Genomic DNA, 20,996 nt, shown 5'->3' on the forward strand with positions numbered 1-20,996 from the left:
CGGGTAGTCGAAGCGGCCTTGCGGAACCGCCGTCAGAGCAGAACAGCGAATGCCAGAAACACCGTGATCGCCAGTATCATGCAGCTCGCATTGAAGACCGCAACGCCGTCCTCGACATCCTTGACGGTCGCGGTGCCGCGGCCTGCGCCGTTGATCATCGGTTCGCTGACGACGATGCCGGAATAGACGCGCGGGCCTGCCAGTTGAACATCGAGCGCACCGGCCATCGCCGCCTCGGGCCGGCCGGAATTCGGTGAGCGATGCAGACCGCCGTCGCGGATCGCAACCCGCAAGGCCTCACGGCTGGCGTTTGCACCGCGCCGAAGCCAGGCGCCCGCGGCGATCAGCAGGATGGCAAGACGCGCCGCGGGCCAGTTCGCCAAGTCATCCAGGCGGGCAGAAGCCCAGCCGAAATCGACATACTTGTCCGACTTATGGCCGATCATCGAGTCGGCGGTATTCAGCATCTTGTAGATGAACAGGCCGGGCAGGCCGAGGACGGCATACCAAAGCGCCGGCGCAACGACGCCGTCGGAGAAATTCTCGGCGAGGCTTTCGATCGCCGCGCGGCAGACCCCCGGCTCGTCCAGTGTTTCCGGATCGCGGCCGACAATGCGGGAGACGGCCCTGCGTCCGCCGACTATCCCCTCGCCGCGCAAGCCTTCTGCTACCGCGGAGACATGATCCGCTAGGCTCTTCTGCGCCAGGAAGACCGCGACGCAGACAACCTCGAGCAGAATGCCGACAAAGCCGAACAGGCCGAAGAACCAGTGCAGCACGAGCCCGGCGACGGCGCTGAATGCGAGCAGGACAGTTATCGAAACCGTGCCGTTCAGCCGCCGCTCGGCCTTCGTCAGCGTCTCCCGGTTGAACTGCCGGTCGAAATGCGAAATCGCCTTTCCAAAAATGACTACGGGATGCGGCAGCCGCGACCACAGCCAATCCGGGTCGCCGACGATCCGGTCCAAAAGGAGCGCCAGCAAAAGCACGAGGAGATTTTCGTCGATCGTCATCCGTCAAAACTTTCCAAAGCGGCCGCAAGCCTGTTGTCTGCAGCAGAATCGGGCGCGAGGCCGAAACGCAGCCATTCCGGCGCATAGTCGAACTTGCGGACGAGAATATGGTGGCGGCAGAGATGCACATGAATGCCGCCGGCGCGGCTGTCTTCGACAAGCGCGAAGAGCGGCGTACCGCCAGCTATTTTCAAACCGGCACTTTTTAGCGCGCCCCGCAAGGCATCGTGGCGTTCGGCGATTCCGCGGATGATCGGAGCGCTGTCCGACCGCAGCAAGGACGCGGCAATCGACAGCGCCGGGCCGGACACCGCCCAGGGACCAAGCCAATCCTCGAAACGCTCGCGGATATCGCTTGCAGCTACAACGAAGCCGAGCCGTAGACCTGCGAACCCGAAGAACTTTCCGAACGAACGGAAGATGATGAGATTCGAAAGCCGGGATGCCAGCGGCGCGACACTCAAATTCGGCTCGGCATCGCCGAAGGCTTCGTCGACGACGAGATAACCGCCCTGCCCTTTGAGCCGGTCATGCAGAGCGGCCAGTTCGTCCGGCCGATAGCTTCGGCCATCGGGATTGTTCGGACTGACGACAATGGCAAGCGCATGCCGGTCATCGACAGCGCCGATCCCATCGACCGCATCAACGACAATGCCCGCCGACCGGAACGCCTTTTCGTATTCGCCATAGGTCGGCGAGACGATCGCGGTTCGCCTGCCGGGTTCGACCAGCCGCGGCAGAAGCTGGATGACGGACTGCGTGCCGGGAACAGGCAGCGGCAGGAGGTCGCCGCTGCGGTAATAGTCGCGGGCAGCGGCAACGGCGGATTGCACCAGATGCTCGTCCGGCAGGCGATGCCAGGATTCCGCCGGGATGTCCGGCAGCGCGGCCGGGCTTGGATTGATGCCGGTTGAAAGATCAAGCCAATCCTCTGGCCTTCCGCCGAAGGCAGCGGCAGCGGCCGTGATCCCGCCGCCATGCATGATCGGAGCGCTCATGCAGTCGCTCCGGCAAGGTCGATCAGATGCATGTAGGACCCAGCGATTTGGCCGCGGCGAAGGCCGGCCTTGCCGAGATCGATGTCCAGCGCGTCACTCACACTGAAAAGCCGGTCGGCCTCGCCTTCCCGAACAACAGTGGAGTAATGATACTCATGGGCCGTCATGGCATGATCGAACAGTGCCCCGTCAACGGGCTGAACGCGGCGATAGCCGAGATGCCGGCTGCGCTCTTCATAGCTGGTGACGAGCGGCAGAAGGCCGAGCATGTCGTGCCGTGCGCCGCCGGCATCGATCAATCCTTCGCCAAGGACCATGTAGCCGCCGCACTCGCCGTAAATGCGCGTGCCGCGTCCCGCAGCCTCGATCATCCCCCGGCGGAAATTCTGCGCGCCTGCGATCTCTCCGGCATGCAGTTCCGGATATCCGCCCGGCAGGTAGATCGCGTCGGCATCGGCGGCGGGTGCTTCGTCGGCCAGCGGCGAGAAGAAGGAGATCGTTGCCCCGCGCCGCCGCCAGCCGAGCAACATATGTTCGTAGGAAAAGGCGAAGGCGATGTCGCGGGCAACGGCAATCCGGCTTCCGAGCGGCGCCAGCCGATGGATGTTCGCCGCCGAGGGGACGTTGAGGCCTTGCCGCGCGATGCGCAGAAGAAATTCGAAATTGCATTCGGCCGAGACTGCCTTGGCGGCGTGCTCGATAAAGGCTTCCAGCCCCTGATGCTCGCCAGCCTGGACGAGGCCGAGATGCCGCTCGGGAAGCGCCAGCGTCTTGTCGCTGCGGATGACCGCGATGACCGGCATGCGGATGGCATCGAGGGCCTGGCGCAGCATCGTCTCGTGTCGCTCGCTGCCCACCTTGTTGAGAATGACGCCCGCGATCCGCACATCGGCGCGGAAACCGGCAAAGCCGCTGACGAGCGGCGCGACCGAATGCGACATGCGCGAGGCGTCGACGACGAGCACGACGGATAGACGGAGCATGGCGGCGAGATCGGCCGCTGTCCCCTTGCCATCGGCGGCACCGTCGAAGAGGCCCATCATCGCCTCGATGACGAGAATGCGATCGCCCGACCGGTGCAGCGCGGCATTGGCGGAAATCAGCTCGGGCCGCATGGCCCAGGCATCGAAATTCAGGCAGGGCGTGCCGCTGGCGGCGGCGTGAAAGGCAGGGTCGATATAATCCGGGCCCGCCTTTCCGGGAGCGATCGCGACGCCACGGTTGCGAAGCGCCCGAAGCAGGCCGAGTGTGATCGTAGTCTTGCCGGAGCCGGAGGACGGCGCAGCGATCAGCAATCCGCTCATGCCGTCACCTTTCCTTCCGTGCGGCGAAACGGATCGGGCTCAAGCCTGCGACCTGCGAGCGCGCCCAACCAATCGAGCGACGCGCGCAGTCTCACGACCTCGCCGACGACGACAATCGCAGGCGGCTCAAGGCCCGAGGCTGTGATGGCCGCCGGTGCCTCGCCAAGCGTCGTTTCCAGAACCTGCTGTCCGCTGGTTGCCGCATTGCAGACGAAGGCGACCGGCTCCGACGCCTTGCGGCCCGCGGCGATCAGGTTGGTGCTGATCTGGGCGATATGTTTCATCGCCATATAGATGACGATCACCGGCGAACCGCGGCCGATCGCCTCCCAGTTGATCGCATCCGGCACGATGCCGGAAGAATCATGGCCGGTGAGGAACGTGACCGCATGGTTGATGTCGCGATGAGTGACCGGAATACCCGCATAAGCAAGCCCGCCGATGCCGGCCGTGATCCCCGGCACGATGCGGAACGGGATGTTGTGCTCGACCAGCGTCAGTGCCTCTTCGCCACCGCGGCCGAAAACGAAGGGATCGCCGCCCTTCAGCCTGAGAACGCGCTTGCCGGAGCGCGCGAGTTCGACCAGGCGAAGCGAGATGTCCCGCTGCTTCGCGGAAGGCTTGCCGCCCCGTTTGCCGGCATATTCGAGAACGGCGTCAGCCCGCGCGAGCTTCAGACATTCCTCGTCCACCAGCGCATCGTGGACGATCACATCGGCTTCCGCCATCGCCTTGGCGGCAAGCAGCGTCAGGAGGCCAGGATCGCCCGGCCCGGCGCCGACGAGCCAGACGCTGCCCGGCTCCAGCGCCGGCAGATGTGAGAACGCGTTTTCGATCATTCAGGTGATCTATGCCCGGCTGCAGGCAAGGTCAACGGCGAGGACAACTCGCGACCTAAGGTTGCCGGATGGAATCCTACTCAATTTTTGAAGACGCCGATCCATCCCATTGATTAGACTCGGCAAGAACGGACCGGCAGAAACCGCCGGCCGGTCCGTATTTCCTCAGACGCGCAGCAGCGTCTCGCGAATGAGGTCGTTGACCTTTTCCGATTCGACGCCGGTGCAGACGACCTGGCTCGGCAGGCCGTCCCACTTGCCCGGCGGGAAACGGCGGCCATCCGGCTTGACGATCGTCTGGCCGTCGGCAATGCCGCCGCAGACGACCCGAACGGAGCCGGTGATGGTCGTGAAGAGTTCCGGCGCCACGACATAGACGCAGGCGCAGCTATCATGCACCATCATGCCGTCATCGACCGCATGCGTGTAGAAATCGATGTAGAACTGCGAGAGGTCGTTCAGCATCTTCACGGCCTTGTCGCCCTTTGCAGCGGCAGCGGCGAGATAGCTCCGGCTCATGGTCGTGATCGAGGTCACGTCGAGGCCGACGACGGTCACCTCCCACGGCGCGGTCAAGACGATATCGGCAGCTTCGGGATCGCCGTGAATATTGGCTTCCGCGACCGGGGAGACATTGCCCGGCACATAGAAATTGCCGCCCATGATGACGACGGCTTTCACGAGCTTGGCGATTTCCGGATCTTCCTTGAGCGCCAGCGCAAGGTTCGTCATGCGGCCGACGGCAACGAGCGTCACCTCCCCCGGATTGGCGCGCACCGTGTCGATGATGAATCGGTAGGCCGGACGCGGATCGAGCGGCAGATCCACCGTTTCCGGTACTTCGATATTGCCGAGACCGTTGTCGCCGTGAACCAAAGTTGGCCAGCCAATTTCCTCGCGCGAAGGATCGATCGTCATACTAGCACCCTTGGCAACAGGTGCGGGGATATTCCATTCGCGCTTCAGAAACAGCGCGTTGCGCGTCGTCGCTTTGATCGAGGCATTGCCGAAGATGGTCGTGATGCCGATCAGATCGATGTCCGGATGACGATGCAGGAAAAGGAGCGCCATGGCGTCATCAACGCCCGGGTCCGTGTCATAAATGACCTTGTGCATGAGATTTCCTTTTTATGCTGTCCGCTGCCTTCCAAGGGACGACCAGCGAAATGGGGCACCATAACGCCCGTTATTCTTTCTGCAACCGCATGCGGGCGATCGCCGCGGTTGCATGCGCGGATTTGATCTTGGGCACCGCGAGCTCCGCCACCTTGCCGGCAGCAGCAAGCGCAGCAGACTCGGCAACGCCGTGGCAGCCGATGCGGGCAAAGACAATGTCGGATGGATTCTTAAGGCGCGGCGTCTCTTCCTCAAGGCGTGCGGCGCTGAAAAACAGCAGCGGCAAGCTGAAGTGTCTGGCGGCTTCAAGAATAGCAGGTTCCCCGGCCCGGCCGTCGATCGACGCGATGGCGGCGAGTTCACCGGGCGCCAGACCCGCCTGCCGCACCGCCTCGCCCGCAAGCGCCATGACCTCATCGGCCGGCGTGCCGCGCTCGCAACCGAGGCCGAGGACGTGGCGGCGTGAAATATCGAACGTGATTTCGGTCATCGGCCCGTTTTGAAAGACTGCATGCGTGTCCTGCCAGCCATTGCAGCCGGAGACCGGAAATGCAACATGGCGCGGACTTCAATCCCGCCTTCGAGTTCGCCTTGTCCGATATCGCTCCCCATCTGCTTCTTCTCCTGTGCCTCGCTGGCTTCTTCGCCGGCTTCGTCGATGCCATCGCGGGCGGCGGCGGGCTTATCACCGTCCCGGCGATGCTGATCGCCGGGATTCCACCGCTCCAGGCACTCGGCACGAATAAGGTGCAATCCGTTTTCGGAGCAGCATCCGCCACCATCGCCTATGCGCGGAAAGGCCATGTGAACCTTCGCGAACAACTGCCGATGGCCATGATGGCGGCGATGGGCGGAGCGCTCGGCGCGGCTCTTGCGACGATCGTGCCCGGCGATGTCCTGCGCGCCATCATGCCGGTGCTGCTTATCGCGATCGCGCTCTATTTCGCCTTCAAGCCGAACCTCAATGACCTCGACAAGCACAGCCGTATCACCCCCTTCGTCTTCGGCATGACCTTCGTGCCGCTGATCGGCTTCTACGACGGCGTTTTCGGCCCCGGCACGGGCTCCTTCTTCATGCTGTCCTTCGTGACGCTTGCAGGCTTCGGCATGCTGAAGGCAACGGCGCATACCAAGCTTCTGAACCTCGGCTCGAACATCGGCGCACTCATCGTCTTCGCCTCCTTCGGCGCAACGCTCTGGACGATCGGGCTCATGATGGGTGTCTGCCAGTTCCTCGGCGCCCAGGTTGGCTCACGGCTTGCGATGCGCACCGGCGCCAGGCTCATCAAGCCGCTGCTTGTGACGGTCTGCATTGCGTTCACGATCAAGCTCCTGTCCGATCCGACGAACCCTCTTCGCCTGTGGAGCCTGGCATTGGCCGTCGATTACCTGCCGGGTCATTGACCCGCCGTCAGAACTCGACGCCGGGCTGTCCCTTGATGCCGGAGCGGAACGGATGCTTGATCAGTTCCATCTCCGTGACAAGATCGGCGATCTCGATCAACTCGTCCTTGGCGTTCCGGCCGGTCAGCACGACGTGAGTCATGTGGGGTTTTTCGGCCTTGAGAAATGCGATAACCTCGTTCACGTCGAGATAGTCGTAGCGGAGCGCGATGTTGATCTCATCAAGCAGCACCATGGAGTTGCGCTCGTCGCGGATCAACTCCTTCGCCTTTTCCCAGGCAGCGGCGGCGGCCGCCATATCGCGGGCGCGGTCCTGTGTTTCCCAGGTGAAGCCCTCGCCCATTGTGTGGAACTGGCAGACGTCGGAGAAATGCTTCTCGATCAGGTCGCGCTCGCCGGTCCACATCGCGCCCTTGATGAACTGCACGACGGCCGACGGCTTGTGGTGGGCGATATGGCGGAAGATCATGCCGAAGGCCGCGGACGATTTGCCCTTGCCCTTTCCAGTGTGGACGATGATCAGACCCTTCTCGTCCGTCTTCGTCGCCATGATCTTGTCGCGCGCGGCCTTCTTTTTAGCCATCTTTTCGGCGTGACGTGCACCGTCCTTCTCGCCGCTTTCCACTGGTTCTTCGCTCATTGTTCTTCCCTGGTTTATACCGTTTCTGCGTGACGTGACGGCGCGAGATCGAAGCGCGCCGAATTGCTGCGCGGCGTCCAGAGCCTGCGCTCGATCGCTTCGAGCAGCCGCTCCTTCATTTCCCTTAAAGCCGCCGGGTTCTTTTCCGCCATGAAATCGCGGACTTTCGGATCGGCGACGAAGGCCTGGTAGACGGCCTCGAAATGGTGGTCTCCGACGACCCCCGTCGTTGCCGCGAAGGCAAAGAGGTAATCGACGGTCGCGACGATCTCGAAGGCGCCCTTGTAGCCATGGCGCATGACGCCATCGATCCACTTCGGATTGACGGCACGCCCGCGCACGACGCGGCCGATCTCCTCTTCCAGCGAGCGGATCACCGGCTTTTCCGGCCGCGAGTGATCGTTGTGGTAGATCGCGGGACGCGTTCCACCCAGTTGCTCCGCGGCGGCCGCCATGCCGCCTTCGAACTGATAGTAGTCGTCGCTGTCGAGCAGGTCGTGCTCGCGGTTGTCCTGGTTCTGCACCACGGCCTGGATGGAGCGCAGGCGCTCCTCGAAGACACCGCGTTCGGCCTTGCCTTCGTCTGCCGCGCCATAGGCGTAGCTGCCCCAGACGAGATAGGCTTCCGCCAGGTCGGCGCGACGCTCCCAGCCCTTTTCGTCGATCAGAGCCTGCAGGCCCGCGCCATAGGCGCCGGGTTTTGAGCCGAAGATGCGGTAACCGGCGCGCTTCTGCGCGGATGCCTCGTCGAGCCCGGCTGCGGCGAGCCGCGCAGCCTCGCCGCGCATGCGAGCGGCAATCGGGTTGTCGGCAGCATCTTCATCCAGCGCGCCGACGGCGCGGATTGCCCGGTCGAACAAGGCGATCTGTTCCGGAAAGGCATCGCGGAAGAAGCCGGAGATGCGCAGCGTCACGTCGACCCGTGGGCGCCGCAGCAGCGCCGGGGGAATTATCTCGTAGCCGGTGACGCGCCGCGAGGTCATGTCCCAGAGCGGCTTGACGCCAATCAGCGCCAGCGCCTGGGCGATATCGTCTCCGCCAGTGCGCATATTCGAGGTGCCCCAGGCCGTCAGACCGAAGGAGACTGGCCATTCGCCGTGATCCTGCACGTAGCGGCGGACGAGCAATTCGGCCGATTTCTTGCCAAGTTCGTAAGCCGCAGGCGTGGGGACGGCGCGGCTGTCGACCGAATAAAAATTCCGTCCCGTCGGCAGCACATCTGGCCGGCCGCGCGTCGGCGCACCGGAGGGGCCCGGCGCGACGAACCGGCCGTCGAGACCGCGCAGAAAGCCCGCGATTTCGGCCTTGCCGCAAGCGAGGATGGAGGGCTTCAGGCCGTTTTCGATCTCGGAGAGCACCGCGCGCGTGGCGGCCCAGTCCAGCGGGCATGGAAGTTCGCCGGAAACCAGCTTTGCGGCAAGCAGTTCGATGCGCTCGACAGTGTCGCCGCTGGTGCGCCAGGTGGTGTTGGAAGTCTCTGCCAACTGCGATGGCCGCGGACCGAGCCAGGGCGCCGACATATCGCAGTCTAGTGGATCGAAATGTGGAGCGTGGGGCTTATCCCCCTCCGCTGCAAACGCATCCGCCGCAATCGCCCGCTGCAAACTCTGATCCCCGCCCTCGCCCAAACCACGCGGAACGCGCGCCAGTGCCACCGTGAGATCAATCAGCAACCGGCCTTCCGGCGCGACGCCGAAGATGTGCAGGCCGTCGCGGATCTGCATTTCCTTGAGGTCGCAGAGATAGGCGTCGAGCTTCTTCAGCGCCTCATCCTCGCTCTCGCCCTTGGCGATCCCGGCATCCTGGTCGAGGCCGATGTCGGCGACGAGATCGAGGATCTGCTTGCTGAGCAGCCGGATTCGCCGCGGGTCGCTGCCGGAGGCTTCGTAATATTCGTCAACCAGCGCTTCCAGGTCCTTCAGAGGGCCGTAGCTTTCGGCCCGCGTCAACGGCGGCGTCAGGTGGTCGATAATGACGGCGCTCGCGCGCCGCTTGGCCTGCGTGCCCTCGCCCGGATCGTTGACGATGAATGGATAGAGATGCGGGAGCGGGCCGAGAATTGCCTCGGGATAGCATTCCGCAGACAGCGCCAGCGCCTTTCCCGGCAACCATTCCAGATTGCCGTGCTTGCCCATATGGATCACGGCATCAGCGCCGAACTCCTCACGGAGAAAGGCATAAAAGGCAAGATAGCCATGCGGCGGCACGAGGTCCGGCGAATGGTAGCTTTCCTTCGGGTCGATGTTGTAGCCGCGTGCAGGCTGAATGCCGATGAGGACGTTACCGAAACGCGTGAAAGGCAGGGCGAAACCGCCATCCGTAAAATAGGGATCGGACGCCGGATCGCCCCAGCGGGCGGTAACTTCGTCCTGAACCTTTTTCGGAAGAGACGCGAGGAACAATTTGTATCCGCTCAATGAAAGCGACTCGCGGATCACCTTTCCATCGCGTCCGGAGTTGGTCAGCCCGTCGGCGAGGTGCCGCATCAGCGCATCGCCATCGGCCGGGAAATCGGGAACCGTGTAACCCGCATCCCGCATCGCCTCCAGCACCTCGATGATGCTGGCCGGCGTATCGAGACCGACGCCGTTGCCGAGGCGCCCGTCGCGGTTCGGATAATTCGCAAGCACCAACGCGATGCGGCGGTCCGCAACCTGCCTGCTTCGCAGACGCGCCCAGTTGGCGGCGAGTTTCGCCGTGTAACGCATACGATCGGCATCCGGCTCGCTGGCGACGATATTGGCTTCAACGGCCGCGTCGTAACGGGCGGCGGATTTGAACGAAACGGCGCGCGCCAGCACGCGGCCATCGACCTCCGGCAGCGCAACGTTCATGCCGAGATCGCGGGCGGAAAGACCTTGGGACGACAAGGCCCATGCTTCCTTGGACGAAGCGGAGAAAATCGCCTGGAGAACGACGGCGCCGTTGGATTCTAGGACCGTTGCCGCGCGATCGGCGCCGGGCGCGGAGACGGCAAAGCCGGTCGTGTTGATCACCACGTCAGGCGGCGCTTCTGTTAAGATGCGTTCGAGAATGCCGGTCGATACCGGGTCCTTGAGGCTATAGGCGAAGACCGGCAGAGGACGTAGGCCTTCCGCCGCCAGCGCTTCGATGAGCGCTTCGATGGGGGCCGTTTCGCCGCTCTGGACGAGGGCGCGGTAGAAGCTGATGGCGACGGTGGGGAGCTCGCCGGAACTTTCCGTCTCCCCAACGGGGAGAAGGTGGCCCGAAGGGTCGGATGAAGGGGAAGCGCGGCAATCGCCAGCATCACCTTCGCGGTCCTGTTCGCTCCTTGCGTCGCTCACCCCTCTCATTTGCCCTGAAGGGCATCTTCTCCCCGCTGGAGAGAAGATGGAGGCTGCGGCGGCCTTCCACTCCTCAATCCCAATGACACCCCTGCCCGGCCACCAGATGCCGGCCTTCATCAACGGCGTTGCCGCGCCCGGCTTCCCATCACCGGCAAGCATCGCCGCGGCATAATCGAGAAATCCTCGCGAATTCCCGTCGCCGCCTTCGATCAGATAGGACCAGAGCGCATTCAGATCATCGAGCGGCACATTCGAAAAAGGCGCCAATCCCGCATCCGGCTTGGAATCCCCGGGCAGCACCGCGATCATCGCGTCATGCCGCGCAGCGCAGGTGTGCAGCGCCTCCAGCGCGTAGTGGAAGTAGCTCGCGCCCCCAAGCGCCCGGACGATGATCAACTTGGCATGCCGCGCAGTCCGCTCGATATAGGCATCGACGGACATCGGGTGCTTGAGGCTCATAAGGCTGGCGAGCCGGAGCGAAAAAGGCCTGCCGCCTTGTGCGTGAGCCGCGGCGATCGCCGAAAGCTCCGTGTCCGCTGCGGACAGGAACAGGATATCGCCCGGCGATTGGCCGAGGTCGATCGCCTCCTCGCCATCGCTGATCGTTCCTTTCTGGGCAAGAAGCAGATGCATGGCCGAGCCTTAGACGAGTGCCTGGATGGCATTGCGGACCGTGCCCTGATCCATCTCATGCAGACCGATCACCACAAGGCGCGTGCCGCGTGCTTCGCCCGGCGCCCAGGCGCGGTCGAAATACTGGTCGACGCGGCTGCCGACGGCCTGGACCTGCAAACGCATCGGCTTGCCCGCGACATCGGCAAAGCCCTTCAGGCGCAGGACGTCGTGCTCGGCAATCACGCCTTTCAGCTTCTCGGCGAAGCCTGCCGGATCGGTGATCGGACCGAGTTCGACGACGAAGCTGTCGAACTCGTCATGGTCGTGCGGCGTGCCGTCTGCATGCTCCAGCTCATGATGGGATTTGCGGTTGACGATGTCCCCTTCCGTGCCGATGCCGAGGCCGAGCAGCACGCTTGCGGGAACCTCGCCGTTTCTCGCCTCGATCATCGCCGGCTTGCGGGCAATGCGGGAGGTTACTTCGCGGCGCACGCGGCCGAGCCCCTCGCCGTCAAGGAGGTCGGTCTTGTTGAGCACGATGAGGTCGGCGCAGGTCAATTGATCCTCGAAGAGTTCTTCTATCGGGCTTTCATGATCGAGGGACGCGTCGTCGGCGCGGCGGGCATCCACCGCATCGTGGTCATCGGCGAAACGGCCGGCGGCGACGGCCGCGCTGTCGACGACGGTGATGACCCCATCGACCGTCACCTCGCTGCGGATCTCCGGCCAGTTGAAGGCGGCAACGAGCGGCTGCGGCAGGGCAAGGCCGGAGGTTTCGATGATGATGTGGTCCGGGCGCTGCGCGCGCTCCAAAAGCTTCGTCATGGTCGGGATAAAATCATCGGCAACGGTGCAGCAGATGCAGCCATTGGTGAGCTCGATGATGTCGTCCTCTGTGCAGTTTTCCGCGCCGCAACCCTTCAATACGTCGCCGTCGACGCCGAGATCGCCGAATTCGTTGATGATCAGCGCGATCTTCTTGCCGCCGGTATTGGAAAGCAGATTGCGGATCATCGTCGTCTTGCCGGCGCCAAGGAAGCCGGTGATGACCGTTGCGGGGATCTTCTGCTGGTTCATAGGTTCAACCCTTCATTTTCAGCGGCAGACCGGCCGCGATGAAATACACGTCCGCGGCTTCCGCCGCGATCATCTGGTGCAGCCGTCCGGCATGATCGCGGAAATCCCGCGCCATCCGGCTTTCCGGCACGATGCCGAGGCCGACTTCATTGGAAACGATGACGAGCCGCGCCTTGGCTTTTGGCAGAAACGACGCAAGGGCAGCGAATTCCGCCGCCATGTCGCGCTCTTCCATCATCAGATTGGTGACCCAGAGCGTCAGGCAATCGACGAGGATCGCCCGACCCTCGCGGTCGATCGCGGAGAGACGGGAGAGGAGATCCAGCGGCTCCTCGTGTGTCGTCCAGAGCGGACCCCGATCGGACTTATGCTGCTCGATGCGCGCACGCATCTCTTCGTCCCACGCCCGGCCGGTCGCGACGTAGTGGCGCTCAAGGTCGCTATCGGCGATCAGCCGCTCGGCGAAATGGGATTTGCCGGAACGCGCGCCGCCGAGGACGAAGGCAGTGCCGAGTGAAGAAGAGGTCATCAGGATGCAGACCCCGGAAGGGATAGCACCACACAACCTCTCCGTCCCTCATTCCTGTGCTTGTCACAGGAATCCAGCCACGGCGCGTCTTCGCCTTGAATGACCTTTTTCGTTTTGGGGAGTCTTCTGCGCCCAAGGACTTGGGCGCACTGGATGCCTGTGCTGGTTCCCGGGACAAGTCCCAGGACCGGAATGAGGGAAGTCGAAAGTGCGGCGTCCCGCAAAGAAGCCGCAAAATACGGCATGAAATTCCATCGTTCAGCCATGACAACCTCCGTGCTGGCAGCGGGGAACAATACCCCAGAATGGGCTCTTCGCCCGGCACGCATGGCAGGTCTCCTGGCTCGCGGGTATTGGCACGACAGGGCGACCATTGAGGTCGCCCTGTCGTGCCAGCGGGTCTTCCTCGCCTTCCCGGCTGCGTCTTCGTGAAAAGGCGGACGATTCGTAGAAATAGAGGCGTCCTGCCCCGGCTGATCACGATGCATTTCCAGTGGCTTTTCCGGCGCCTTGCCGCTTCACCCGCTCCGCGACATGCGAAACAGCCGTGAATTGGCCTGAACGCCGGATGGAAGACCCTGACCGCTCTACAGTCGCGGGGTCGGCTGTGATGAAGACGCCCGGCTTGGGTCCGTCCCTTCACATTCCCTTTTCATCCGGCACGGCATCTGCCGTTCCGGAACCATCCGTAAGATTGTTCATCGTTAGGCAAGCCGCCTGTCGAAGTCAATCGCGCACGCCAAACCGAACCAGCGGAGAACAGGTTCAAGTTCGCGGTGCGCTTCGCGCCGGGCTTTCGCCATATTTCGGGAGCAGGTGCCCTAATCGCCCTTGACGGTGTTGGCCGTTACCTAGTTCTTTGCATATGCTCACGAAATTGAATTTCCCGCGCCTCCACCAGCTCTATCGCCTGCTTGATGCAGGGCGGATTCGCGCGCTTGCCCGCCGCAGCGAAATGGGCATGGTCTTTGCCGGGATCGCCGTCGGCGTGACGTCGGGGCTCGCGGTCACCGGCATGAGCCTGCTCTCGCGCGAGCTGCACCGCCTGATCTTCGGCATCAGCGAGATCGAGAGGCTGAGTGCGTCGCAGATCGACAACAAATTCCTGCTTCTGATCGCGCCAGTCTGCGGCGGGATTCTTCTCGGCCTTCTGTTTTTTATTCTCGCGCGAACCCGCAAGAAGCCCATGGTCGACCCGATCGAAGCAAATGCTTTGCATGGCGGCCGGCTGTCGCTGACGGACAGCATCATTGTCGCTGTCCAGAATCTGGTTTCGAACGGCTTCGGCGCCTCTGTCGGCCTTGAGGCCGGCTATGTCCAGCTCGCGGCAGGCATCGCCTCCAAGCTCGGACTGAAGCTGCAGCTTCGCCGCGCCGATCTGCGCGTCCTTGTCGGCTGCGGCGCAGCCGGTGCGATCGCCGCGGCCTTCAACGCGCCCCTGACCGGCGCCTTCTACGCTTTCGAACTCATCATCGGAACGTACACGATCGTTTCGCTGACGCCGGTCGTCGTTTCTGCGCTCGTCTCGACGCTCGTCGCGCGCCTGCTGGCGGGAAGCGACTTCATGATCGACGTCGGTGAATTCGGCACGGTGGTTCCGGCCGATTATATCCCTGCCCTGCTGCTTGGCGCCTTCTGCGCCGGCGTCGGTATCCTGATCATGCAAGGCGTAGCCTTCATCGAGGAGTTGGCGCGTAAAAGTTCCGTTCCGACGCCGCTTCGTCCGGCACTCGGCGGCATCGTCGTCGGTCTTCTGGCGATGATTACGCCTCAGGTGCTTTCGGCGGGCCATGGCGCCCTGCATCTCAATCTCGACCGCGATGTCGCCGTCACGGTCCTGATCGGCCTCTTCCTGCTGAAATCTTTCGCTTCCGCCGTCTCGATCGGTTCCGGCTTCAGGGGCGGCCTCTTCTTCGCCTCGCTCTTCATGGGAGCGCTGCTCGGCAAGCTTTTCGCCTATTCGGCACCCTATTTCGCCCATGCGACGCTGACACCGGTGATCTATGCCGTGGTCGGCATGAGTTCGCTCGCCGTTGCCGTCATCGGCGGGCCGCTGACGATGACCTTCCTGGCGCTCGAGATAACCGGCGACTTTCCGATCACCGCGCTGGTGCTGGCGGCCGTCATCACCTCGTCGCTCGTCGTGCGGAACACCTTCGGCTACTCCTTCGCCACCTGGCGCTTTCATCTTCGCGGCGAGAGCATCCGCAGCGCCCATGATGTCGGCTGGATCCGCAATCTGACGGTCGACAAGCTGATGCGCTCGGACGTCAAGACGGCAAAGGCCAATATCACGATCGACGAATTCAAGAAGGCCTTCCCGATCGGTTCGCGGCAGCGCGTCATCCTGGTCGACGACGCCGACAAATATGCCGGTATGGTGCACGTTCCGGAAATCTACGCGAGCCCCGTCGATACTGACGACGAGGGCAAGGGTCTGAAGGATTTCATCCGCTACCGGAACGACTTCCTGCAGCCGCAGATGAACGCAAAGCAGGCGGCGGCGATCTTCGACAAGACGGAGAGCGAAGCGCTCGCCGTGCTCAACAATCTGATCGAGCGCCGGGTGGTCGGCCAGCTCAGCGAAAGCTATACGCTTCGCCGCTACAGCGAAGAGCTCGATCGAAGACGCCGCGAAGTTTCGGGCGAAATCTAGTGATGTCGAACTAGTCAACCTAGATTGCAGGGGCCGAGACCGCCGGCAGCCAGTATCCTTGCTAAATAAGATGTGCTCGCGCAGAGCGAAATGACGCTTGTCACTTCCAACGCGGTTCAAGCTCCAGCAAATTGCAGTCGGTTGAAGATTGGAAGGACAATGGAAACGGCATGGAGATCACATTGATTACGGGACCGGCCGGCGTTGGCAAGTCCACGCTGTGCTGGGAGATGAGCTTGCAACTCGCCACGGTGAACGTCGCTCACACCGTCATCGAGACAGATGAACTTGATAGAGTGTTCCCGCGCCCGAGTGCCGAGGATCTCGCGAGAATTCGCTCGGGAACGACGGATGTCAGCAGCCTCAATCTGGCTGCGATTTGGTCGACATATCGAGCTTTGGGGCACACCCGCCTGATCATGTCAGGCGTTATGATGCATCTTGAATTCGACCGACGATGGATTCTTGCGGCCATCCCGGACGCGACGATCACGGTGATCCGCTTGATAGCGTCTGAACCGACGCTGATGGCGCGGCTAGTACAGCGTGAGATCGGTTCTGGCGCTGATGAGCAGGCACAGCGTTCACTTCGACAAGCGAGGCGCATGGCAAGGCAAGACGCCAATGGCGTGTTCGTTATGCCTACAGACGGCAAGGCACCGACGGAACTCGCGGAGGTCATCCTGCGAAAAATCGGATGGCTGAATGTTCGCCCAGAGTGATCGCGGGAGGGCGGCGTGAGCCAGCCACCCTAGCCGAACAACGCGGTCAACCAGCCCTTGTCGAGATGGGTTTCAAGTTCGGAGGCGACCTCATCCAATGCCTCGTCGACGCTTTGTCTGTAGTTCCGCCTTTCACCGGAAAGGCCGAAACTTTCGAGAAGCTTGCCGCGATAGGCGTCGCTGCCGAAGAGGCCGTGGAGATAGGTGCCCATGATCCGCCGGTCGGCGGAAACCGCGCCATCCGCCACGCCGTCGATCACCGCTGATGGGTTGGCACAGTCCGGTCCGGCCGTCACACCCAGGTGTATCTGGTAGCCGGCAAGCGGAACGTCATATTCGGCCGAGACCGCCAGGCTGTTGCGCGCGGTCTTTTCCGGCGCCATTTCGGTCTCGACATCGAGCAGTCCGAGACCCGGCGTCTCCGCGCTCGCCCCCTCGATGCCGTGCGGATCGCGAACCATGCGCCCTAGCATCTGATAGCCGCCGCAGATGCCGATGACGCGGCCGCCGCGCTGGACGTGCGCTTCCAGATCGCGGTCCCAGCCGGCATCGCGCAGGTCTGCAAGGTCGGCAATCGTCGATTTCGATCCGGGCAGGATCACGAGCGCGGCATCGCCCGGCAGCTGGTCGCCCGGTTTCACGAAGACGAGTTCGATATCCGGCTCGGCACGAAGAGGATCGAGATCGTCGAAATTGGCGATGCGCGGCAAAACCGGCACGGCGATCTTCAATGCGCCGGACGCTCCCTTGGCAAGGCGCTCCAGCACGACGGAATCCTCCGCCGGCAAACGGCCAGCCGCCTTCAGCCAGGGCACGACCCCGAAACACGGCCAGCCGGTGAAGCGATTGATTGCGGCAATGCCGTCATCGAAGAGCGAAATATCGCCGCGGAACTTGTTGATGACATAGCCGGAAATCATCGTCCGGTCGTCATCCGAAAGAATCGCATGCGTGCCCGCGAGAGAGGCGATCACGCCGCCGCGGTCGATATCGCCGACGAGCACGACGGGCACCTTGGCCCGGGTGGCAAAGCCCATATTGGCGATGTCGCCGGGACGGAGGTTGATTTCGGCCGGCGATCCCGCGCCCTCGACGATCACAAGGTCGGCGCCCTCGGACACGATCGCGAAGCTCTGCAGCACATGCTCCAGCAACTGCGGCTTGAGCCTCTGGTAGTCGCGGGCCTTCGCCTGCCCGAAGACCCTGCCCCGTACTATGATCTGGCTGCCGTTTTCCGATTGCGGTTTCAGGAGAACCGGATTCATGTGCACCGAAGATGGGGTTCGCGCCGCGAGCGACTGCAGCCACTGCGCCCGGCCGATCTCCCCGCCGTCGTCGGCGACGGCGGCATTGTTCGACATGTTCTGCGGCTTGAACGGCTTTGCGTTGAGGCCGCGGTTGGCCGCAAGCCGGCAGAGCCCGGCGACGAGCACCGTCTTGCCGACATCCGAGCCGGTTCCCTGCAACATGATCGCCTTGGTCATACAATGAGGCCTACAACGCGGCGTGATCCGCGGTCAATCGCCTGCCTGAAATGCGAAAACCGCGCGGGCTGGCGGGCGCGCGCGGTTTGCCGAAAACTCTGGCGTATTCGCCAATACACGGCGAAACTCGTATTCTCCGGGACGCAATACCTGATCCGGAGAAACGGCGGTTGTCCCCCGCCGTGGTTCAACTGATAGCGTGACATTCTTACCGGAGTGTTATTGCAGAAAATTATGCGGGGTGAATTTCGGCTTTTTTTGAGTTTTCGCCGATTTTCGATCCGCATGCAGTTCACTGAGGATATCCCGCCTGTGGCTCGACGCAGGCTTTCGTTGGCGGGTCGGTGAGAATATTAGTGCATTCAAAACAGCTATTTAGCTCGAAAATATTCGACCACCGGCGGATTTCAATTACCGCGTCAAAGGCGTAGGCTGGAAAATAATAGCAATGTTCCAGGCCGCCAGTCGCGATGCGAAAAAACGCATGGCACGTGAGATTACGACGGCCGAACTGCTACATTTGCATTCATTGAACGGACGGATTGGGCGGGTAGTATTACATCCAAAAGCTGCACATCAGACATAAAAACTGGGGAACGAGCGAATGAAGATCATCCTGGCTTCGCTTACTTTTGCCGTATGTCTCTTCGCCGGCGGCCGCGCCGCGCAGGCGGACTGCGGTAACGTCTCGATCGCGGAGATGAATTGGGCGTCCGCCGCGATTGCCGCCAATTTCGACAAGTTCATTCTCGAAAACGGCTACGGCTGCAATGTCACGACCGTTGCCGGCGATACCGTGGCGACCTTTGCTTCGATGGATGAGAAGGGCGAACCCGACATCGCGCCCGAACTCTGGACCGCGTCCGTCCGGACTCAACTCGAGGCGGCGGTAACAAGCGGTCGGCTGGTTCAAGCCTCGGAGATTTTGGCAGACGGCGCAATCGAAGGCTGGTGGATCCCGAAATTCATCGCCGATGCAAATCCCGATATCCGTTCCGTGCAGGATGCTCTGAAGCGGCCGGACCTCTTCCCCGCGCCGAAAAGCGCCTCCAAGGGCGCCATCCACAATTGCCCGTCCGGCTGGAGCTGCAGGATTTCGACCGCCAATATCTTCAAGGCCTTGAAAGCCGATAATGCAGGCTTCGAGCTGATTGACAGCGGAAGTCCGAAGGATCTGGACGATTCAATCGCCAACGCCTTCGACGCCAAGATCGGCTGGCTCGGCTACTACTGGGCGCCAACGGCGATCCTCGGCAAATATGAAATGACGCTACTCAGTATGGGCGCCAGCCACGACAAGGCGGAATGGCTGGCCTGCACTTCGGTCGAAGGCTGCGCCCGTCCGCAGCTCAACGCCTATCCAGTCTCCCAGGCCTTTACCGTCGTCACCAAGGCCTTTGCCGACCGTGCCGGTCCAGAGCTCGGCTATCTGCGCGCCCGCTCTTGGGACAACAACACCATAAACGACGTTCTGGCATGGCAGGACGAAAACCGGGCAAACAATGAGGACGCCGCGCTCTATTTTCTGCGCAACTACGCCGACTTCTGGACACGATGGGTGCCTGCCGACGTTGCAGAAAAAGTGAAAGCGGCTCTGTGAGACTGCAATTCCAGCCTCGCGAAGGCTATGCCGCCTAGTCTGACGGCTCACTTTCTAATCGAAGGCTGCCGTGAGCATGGCAGCATGTAATGGATGACCGATGACGCCAGCCGCTTCCTTTCCCGATCGCGAGACCGTTGCCAGCAAGTTTGCGGGCGCTTCCGAAGCGGACAGATCCTATCTTTCGCTGCTCATGGAAAATACGGCGCAGGACGACAGTCTGATCGACGGTTTGCATCGGTATCTGGATCTGGCGGCGGCAGGTCCTTTTCTCAATTCGCTAAAACTTGAAAATACCGGACTGTGGATCGGCGAAGCCGCGCCGGCGCGGCTTCAGATTCAGTTAATGGAGGCGGCGAAGTCGAGCCAGCATCCGGCCTATCTTGCCTTCCGCACTGGCCTTAACCGATCGGGCGGCCTCGAACGCGCTTACCCTGCCGCAGCGATCTGAAAGTTTTAGCGGGTTGCGGCGCGGTTGACCGAACGGCCGGCGTCCTGCGTCGCGTTGACGGCATTTGCCGTATCGCGGCCGAAACCGCGGATGGTATTGCCGCAGGAAGAAAGCGCCAGAAGCAGCATCAGCGCTGCGCCGATTTTGACCGTCATCGTCATTTTGGAAATCCTCTTTTGGAAACTAAACGTCGCCTGGCCGAAGCAACCTCCGCCGCTCCGGCCATTTAACGCGCCGAATCCAATAAGGTTCATCGCCGTCCGGATCAAGCAGCGACAGCTTTTGCCTTTTCCGCGAAAGCGAAGCGGATGCTGTCCGCCACGGCCTCCATTGGCCCGGAGAGCTGCGAGGCCGTCAGCAGCCGGATATCGAACGAGCCGAGTTCGGGCAGGCCTTCCTGCGCGTCGAGAATGACCATGTCTTCGCCGACATAGGAGCGCGGCAGCGGCGCGATCGCAAGATCGGAAAGCACAGCGGCACGCTGCGCCATCGTATGGCCGCTCAGATAGGCGACGCGGTACGGCCGCTTGTTGCGCTCCAGCTGCGCCAGCGCCTCCTGGCGCCAGATGCAGCCGTCTTCCCAGATCGAGATCGGCAGAGGATCGCGCCTGTGAGCTGTTCCGCATTTCGCACCCGCCCAGACGAGGCGTTCACGGAAAACGATCTCCCCGCCTGTCGGAAACGGCCGCGTGGCGCAATTGATCAGCGCCAGATCCAGCCTTTGCTCTTCCATGCGCTTCTTGAGGCCTTGGCTCATGTCGATCGTCACATCGACCATGATGCCGGGATAGCTCTCCGCGAAGCTCTTCAGGATCCTTGGCAGCAGGCGCTCGCCGATATCTTCCGGCGCGCCCAGCCGCACGACGCCGCTGAGTTCCGGCATGATGAAGCGGGAAACCGCCTCGTTGGAGAGCGCCAGAATGTTGCGGGCATAGGTCAGCAACAGCTCGCCGTGCTGCGTCAGCGTGACCGAACGCGCATCGCGCATGAAGAGCGTCGCGCCCAGCTGCTCCTCGAGCTTCTTGATCTGCATGGAAACCGCCGACGGCGTGCGGAACACGGCTTCGGCAGCAGTCGAAAAATTGCCTGTTTCCGCAATGGCGACAAAAGTTCTCAGAACATCATTGTCGAGCAGCGGGATCGGGCGCCGAAAGGGTATCGTCATCGTCGCATCTTTCAATTTTTCTGATACTAAGCACCATATCATTTCGTTTGTTTGAAAGTCAACGCGTGGCTATCT

General features: G+C 62.3%; 18 protein-coding genes and 1 riboswitch. Of the genes, 5 read left to right on the top strand and 13 right to left on the bottom strand.

Annotated elements, in window-relative coordinates:
• Nucleotides 1-32: 32 nt before the first annotated feature.
• From cbiB to ACZ9BX_RS07005, 6 genes are all read right to left on the bottom strand, one after another.
• Nucleotides 33-1,013 carry an adenosylcobinamide-phosphate synthase CbiB gene (gene cbiB / locus ACZ9BX_RS06980; RefSeq protein WP_132566690.1) on the bottom strand — a complete coding sequence of 327 codons (981 nt, stop codon included), beginning with the start codon at nt 1,011-1,013 and terminating at the stop codon, nt 33-35.
• Nucleotides 1,010-2,011: a threonine-phosphate decarboxylase CobD gene (gene cobD, locus ACZ9BX_RS06985; protein WP_476216690.1), complete on the bottom strand. Its 1,002-nt coding sequence runs from the start codon at nt 2,009-2,011 to the stop codon at nt 1,010-1,012. The genes cbiB and cobD overlap by 4 nt, the downstream gene beginning before the upstream one ends.
• On the bottom strand, nt 2,008-3,315 hold the full coding sequence (locus tag ACZ9BX_RS06990) for a cobyrinate a,c-diamide synthase (RefSeq protein ID WP_476216692.1): 1,308 nt from the start codon (nt 3,313-3,315) through the stop codon (nt 2,008-2,010). The genes cobD and ACZ9BX_RS06990 overlap by 4 nt, the downstream gene beginning before the upstream one ends.
• Nucleotides 3,312-4,154: a uroporphyrinogen-III C-methyltransferase gene (gene cobA, locus ACZ9BX_RS06995; RefSeq protein WP_476216694.1), complete on the bottom strand. Its 843-nt coding sequence runs from the start codon at nt 4,152-4,154 to the stop codon at nt 3,312-3,314. The genes ACZ9BX_RS06990 and cobA overlap by 4 nt, the downstream gene beginning before the upstream one ends.
• 165 nt (nt 4,155-4,319) lie before the next feature.
• Nucleotides 4,320-5,270 carry a nucleoside hydrolase gene (locus ACZ9BX_RS07000; RefSeq protein WP_476216696.1) on the bottom strand — a complete coding sequence of 317 codons (951 nt, stop codon included), beginning with the start codon at nt 5,268-5,270 and terminating at the stop codon, nt 4,320-4,322.
• Nucleotides 5,271-5,340: 70 nt separating this feature from the next.
• The gene (locus ACZ9BX_RS07005) at nt 5,341-5,760 is read right to left on the bottom strand and encodes a cobalamin biosynthesis protein (RefSeq protein ID WP_476216698.1); all 420 of its coding nucleotides are present in this window, start codon (nt 5,758-5,760) and stop codon (nt 5,341-5,343) included.
• Nucleotides 5,761-5,861: 101 nt separating this feature from the next.
• On the opposite strand from ACZ9BX_RS07005, the gene ACZ9BX_RS07010 reads away from it, so the two are divergent.
• Nucleotides 5,862-6,674 (top strand): TSUP family transporter, encoded by an 813-nt coding sequence (locus ACZ9BX_RS07010; RefSeq protein WP_476219911.1) that lies wholly within the window; start codon nt 5,862-5,864, stop codon nt 6,672-6,674.
• A gap of 7 nt (nt 6,675-6,681) precedes the next feature.
• Here the strand turns inward: ACZ9BX_RS07010 and cobO are convergent, their stop codons facing one another.
• Genes cobO through cobU form a run of 4 tightly spaced genes read right to left on the bottom strand, consistent with a single transcriptional unit; the run spans nt 6,682 to nt 12,843 of the window.
• Nucleotides 6,682-7,314: a cob(I)yrinic acid a,c-diamide adenosyltransferase gene (gene cobO, locus ACZ9BX_RS07015; RefSeq protein ID WP_476216700.1), complete on the bottom strand. Its 633-nt coding sequence runs from the start codon at nt 7,312-7,314 to the stop codon at nt 6,682-6,684.
• 14 nt (nt 7,315-7,328) lie between these two features.
• On the bottom strand, nt 7,329-11,255 hold the full coding sequence (gene cobN, locus ACZ9BX_RS07020; RefSeq protein ID WP_476216702.1) for a cobaltochelatase subunit CobN: 3,927 nt from the start codon (nt 11,253-11,255) through the stop codon (nt 7,329-7,331).
• Nucleotides 11,256-11,264: 9 nt separating this feature from the next.
• Nucleotides 11,265-12,314 carry a cobalamin biosynthesis protein CobW gene (cobW, locus tag ACZ9BX_RS07025; protein ID WP_476216704.1) on the bottom strand — a complete coding sequence of 350 codons (1,050 nt, stop codon included), beginning with the start codon at nt 12,312-12,314 and terminating at the stop codon, nt 11,265-11,267.
• Nucleotides 12,315-12,318: 4 nt separating this feature from the next.
• A complete protein-coding gene (gene cobU, locus ACZ9BX_RS07030; RefSeq protein ID WP_476216706.1) occupies nt 12,319-12,843 on the bottom strand; it encodes a bifunctional adenosylcobinamide kinase/adenosylcobinamide-phosphate guanylyltransferase in 525 nt (174 codons plus the stop codon).
• 312 nt (nt 12,844-13,155) lie between these two features.
• Nucleotides 13,156-13,545: riboswitch (cobalamin riboswitch) on the bottom strand.
• A gap of 163 nt (nt 13,546-13,708) precedes the next feature.
• On the opposite strand from cobU, the gene ACZ9BX_RS07035 reads away from it, so the two are divergent.
• Nucleotides 13,709-15,499 carry a chloride channel protein gene (locus tag ACZ9BX_RS07035; protein ID WP_476216708.1) on the top strand — a complete coding sequence of 597 codons (1,791 nt, stop codon included), beginning with the start codon at nt 13,709-13,711 and terminating at the stop codon, nt 15,497-15,499.
• 170 nt (nt 15,500-15,669) lie between these two features.
• On the top strand, nt 15,670-16,221 hold the full coding sequence (locus tag ACZ9BX_RS07040; protein WP_476216710.1) for an AAA family ATPase: 552 nt from the start codon (nt 15,670-15,672) through the stop codon (nt 16,219-16,221).
• A gap of 29 nt (nt 16,222-16,250) precedes the next feature.
• On the opposite strand, the gene ACZ9BX_RS07045 is transcribed toward ACZ9BX_RS07040, so the two are convergent.
• The gene (locus tag ACZ9BX_RS07045; RefSeq protein ID WP_476216712.1) at nt 16,251-17,705 is read right to left on the bottom strand and encodes a cobyric acid synthase; all 1,455 of its coding nucleotides are present in this window, start codon (nt 17,703-17,705) and stop codon (nt 16,251-16,253) included.
• 604 nt (nt 17,706-18,309) lie between these two features.
• Here ACZ9BX_RS07045 and ACZ9BX_RS07050 point away from each other — a divergent pair.
• A complete protein-coding gene (locus ACZ9BX_RS07050) occupies nt 18,310-19,305 on the top strand; it encodes a glycine betaine ABC transporter substrate-binding protein (protein ID WP_476216714.1) in 996 nt (331 codons plus the stop codon).
• Nucleotides 19,306-19,405: 100 nt separating this feature from the next.
• Nucleotides 19,406-19,756, top strand: coding sequence for a hypothetical protein (locus ACZ9BX_RS07055; protein ID WP_476216716.1), 351 nt, complete (start codon nt 19,406-19,408; stop codon nt 19,754-19,756).
• Nucleotides 19,757-19,761: 5 nt separating this feature from the next.
• On the opposite strand, the gene ACZ9BX_RS07060 is transcribed toward ACZ9BX_RS07055, so the two are convergent.
• Nucleotides 19,762-19,917 (bottom strand): entericidin domain-containing protein, encoded by a 156-nt coding sequence (locus tag ACZ9BX_RS07060; protein ID WP_027514033.1) that lies wholly within the window; start codon nt 19,915-19,917, stop codon nt 19,762-19,764.
• Nucleotides 19,918-20,021: 104 nt separating this feature from the next.
• Complete coding sequence (locus ACZ9BX_RS07065; RefSeq protein ID WP_476216719.1) at nt 20,022-20,963, bottom strand: LysR family transcriptional regulator; 942 nt, start codon at nt 20,961-20,963, stop codon at nt 20,022-20,024.
• Nucleotides 20,964-20,996 lie beyond the last annotated feature (33 nt).

The sequence above is a fragment of the Rhizobium sp. USDA 3886 genome, assembly GCF_056279785.1.

Coding starts and splice junctions, on each gene's coding strand:
- cbiB (WP_132566690.1), bottom strand. CDS start 1,013: ATGACGATCGACGAAAATCTCCTCGTGCTTTTGCTGGCGCTCCTTTTG.
- cobD (WP_476216690.1), bottom strand. CDS start 2,011: ATGAGCGCTCCGATCATGCATGGCGGCGGGATCACGGCCGCTGCCGCT.
- ACZ9BX_RS06990 (WP_476216692.1), bottom strand. CDS start 3,315: ATGAGCGGATTGCTGATCGCTGCGCCGTCCTCCGGCTCCGGCAAGACT.
- cobA (WP_476216694.1), bottom strand. CDS start 4,154: ATGATCGAAAACGCGTTCTCACATCTGCCGGCGCTGGAGCCGGGCAGC.
- ACZ9BX_RS07000 (WP_476216696.1), bottom strand. CDS start 5,270: ATGCACAAGGTCATTTATGACACGGACCCGGGCGTTGATGACGCCATG.
- ACZ9BX_RS07005 (WP_476216698.1), bottom strand. CDS start 5,760: ATGACCGAAATCACGTTCGATATTTCACGCCGCCACGTCCTCGGCCTC.
- cobO (WP_476216700.1), bottom strand. CDS start 7,314: ATGAGCGAAGAACCAGTGGAAAGCGGCGAGAAGGACGGTGCACGTCAC.
- cobN (WP_476216702.1), bottom strand. CDS start 11,255: ATGCATCTGCTTCTTGCCCAGAAAGGAACGATCAGCGATGGCGAGGAG.
- cobW (WP_476216704.1), bottom strand. CDS start 12,314: ATGAACCAGCAGAAGATCCCCGCAACGGTCATCACCGGCTTCCTTGGC.
- cobU (WP_476216706.1), bottom strand. CDS start 12,843: ATGACCTCTTCTTCACTCGGCACTGCCTTCGTCCTCGGCGGCGCGCGT.
- ACZ9BX_RS07035 (WP_476216708.1), top strand. CDS start 13,709: ATGCTCACGAAATTGAATTTCCCGCGCCTCCACCAGCTCTATCGCCTG.
- ACZ9BX_RS07040 (WP_476216710.1), top strand. CDS start 15,670: ATGGAGATCACATTGATTACGGGACCGGCCGGCGTTGGCAAGTCCACG.
- ACZ9BX_RS07045 (WP_476216712.1), bottom strand. CDS start 17,705: ATGACCAAGGCGATCATGTTGCAGGGAACCGGCTCGGATGTCGGCAAG.
- ACZ9BX_RS07050 (WP_476216714.1), top strand. CDS start 18,310: ATGAAGATCATCCTGGCTTCGCTTACTTTTGCCGTATGTCTCTTCGCC.
- ACZ9BX_RS07055 (WP_476216716.1), top strand. CDS start 19,406: ATGACGCCAGCCGCTTCCTTTCCCGATCGCGAGACCGTTGCCAGCAAG.
- ACZ9BX_RS07060 (WP_027514033.1), bottom strand. CDS start 19,917: ATGACGATGACGGTCAAAATCGGCGCAGCGCTGATGCTGCTTCTGGCG.
- ACZ9BX_RS07065 (WP_476216719.1), bottom strand. CDS start 20,963: ATGATATGGTGCTTAGTATCAGAAAAATTGAAAGATGCGACGATGACG.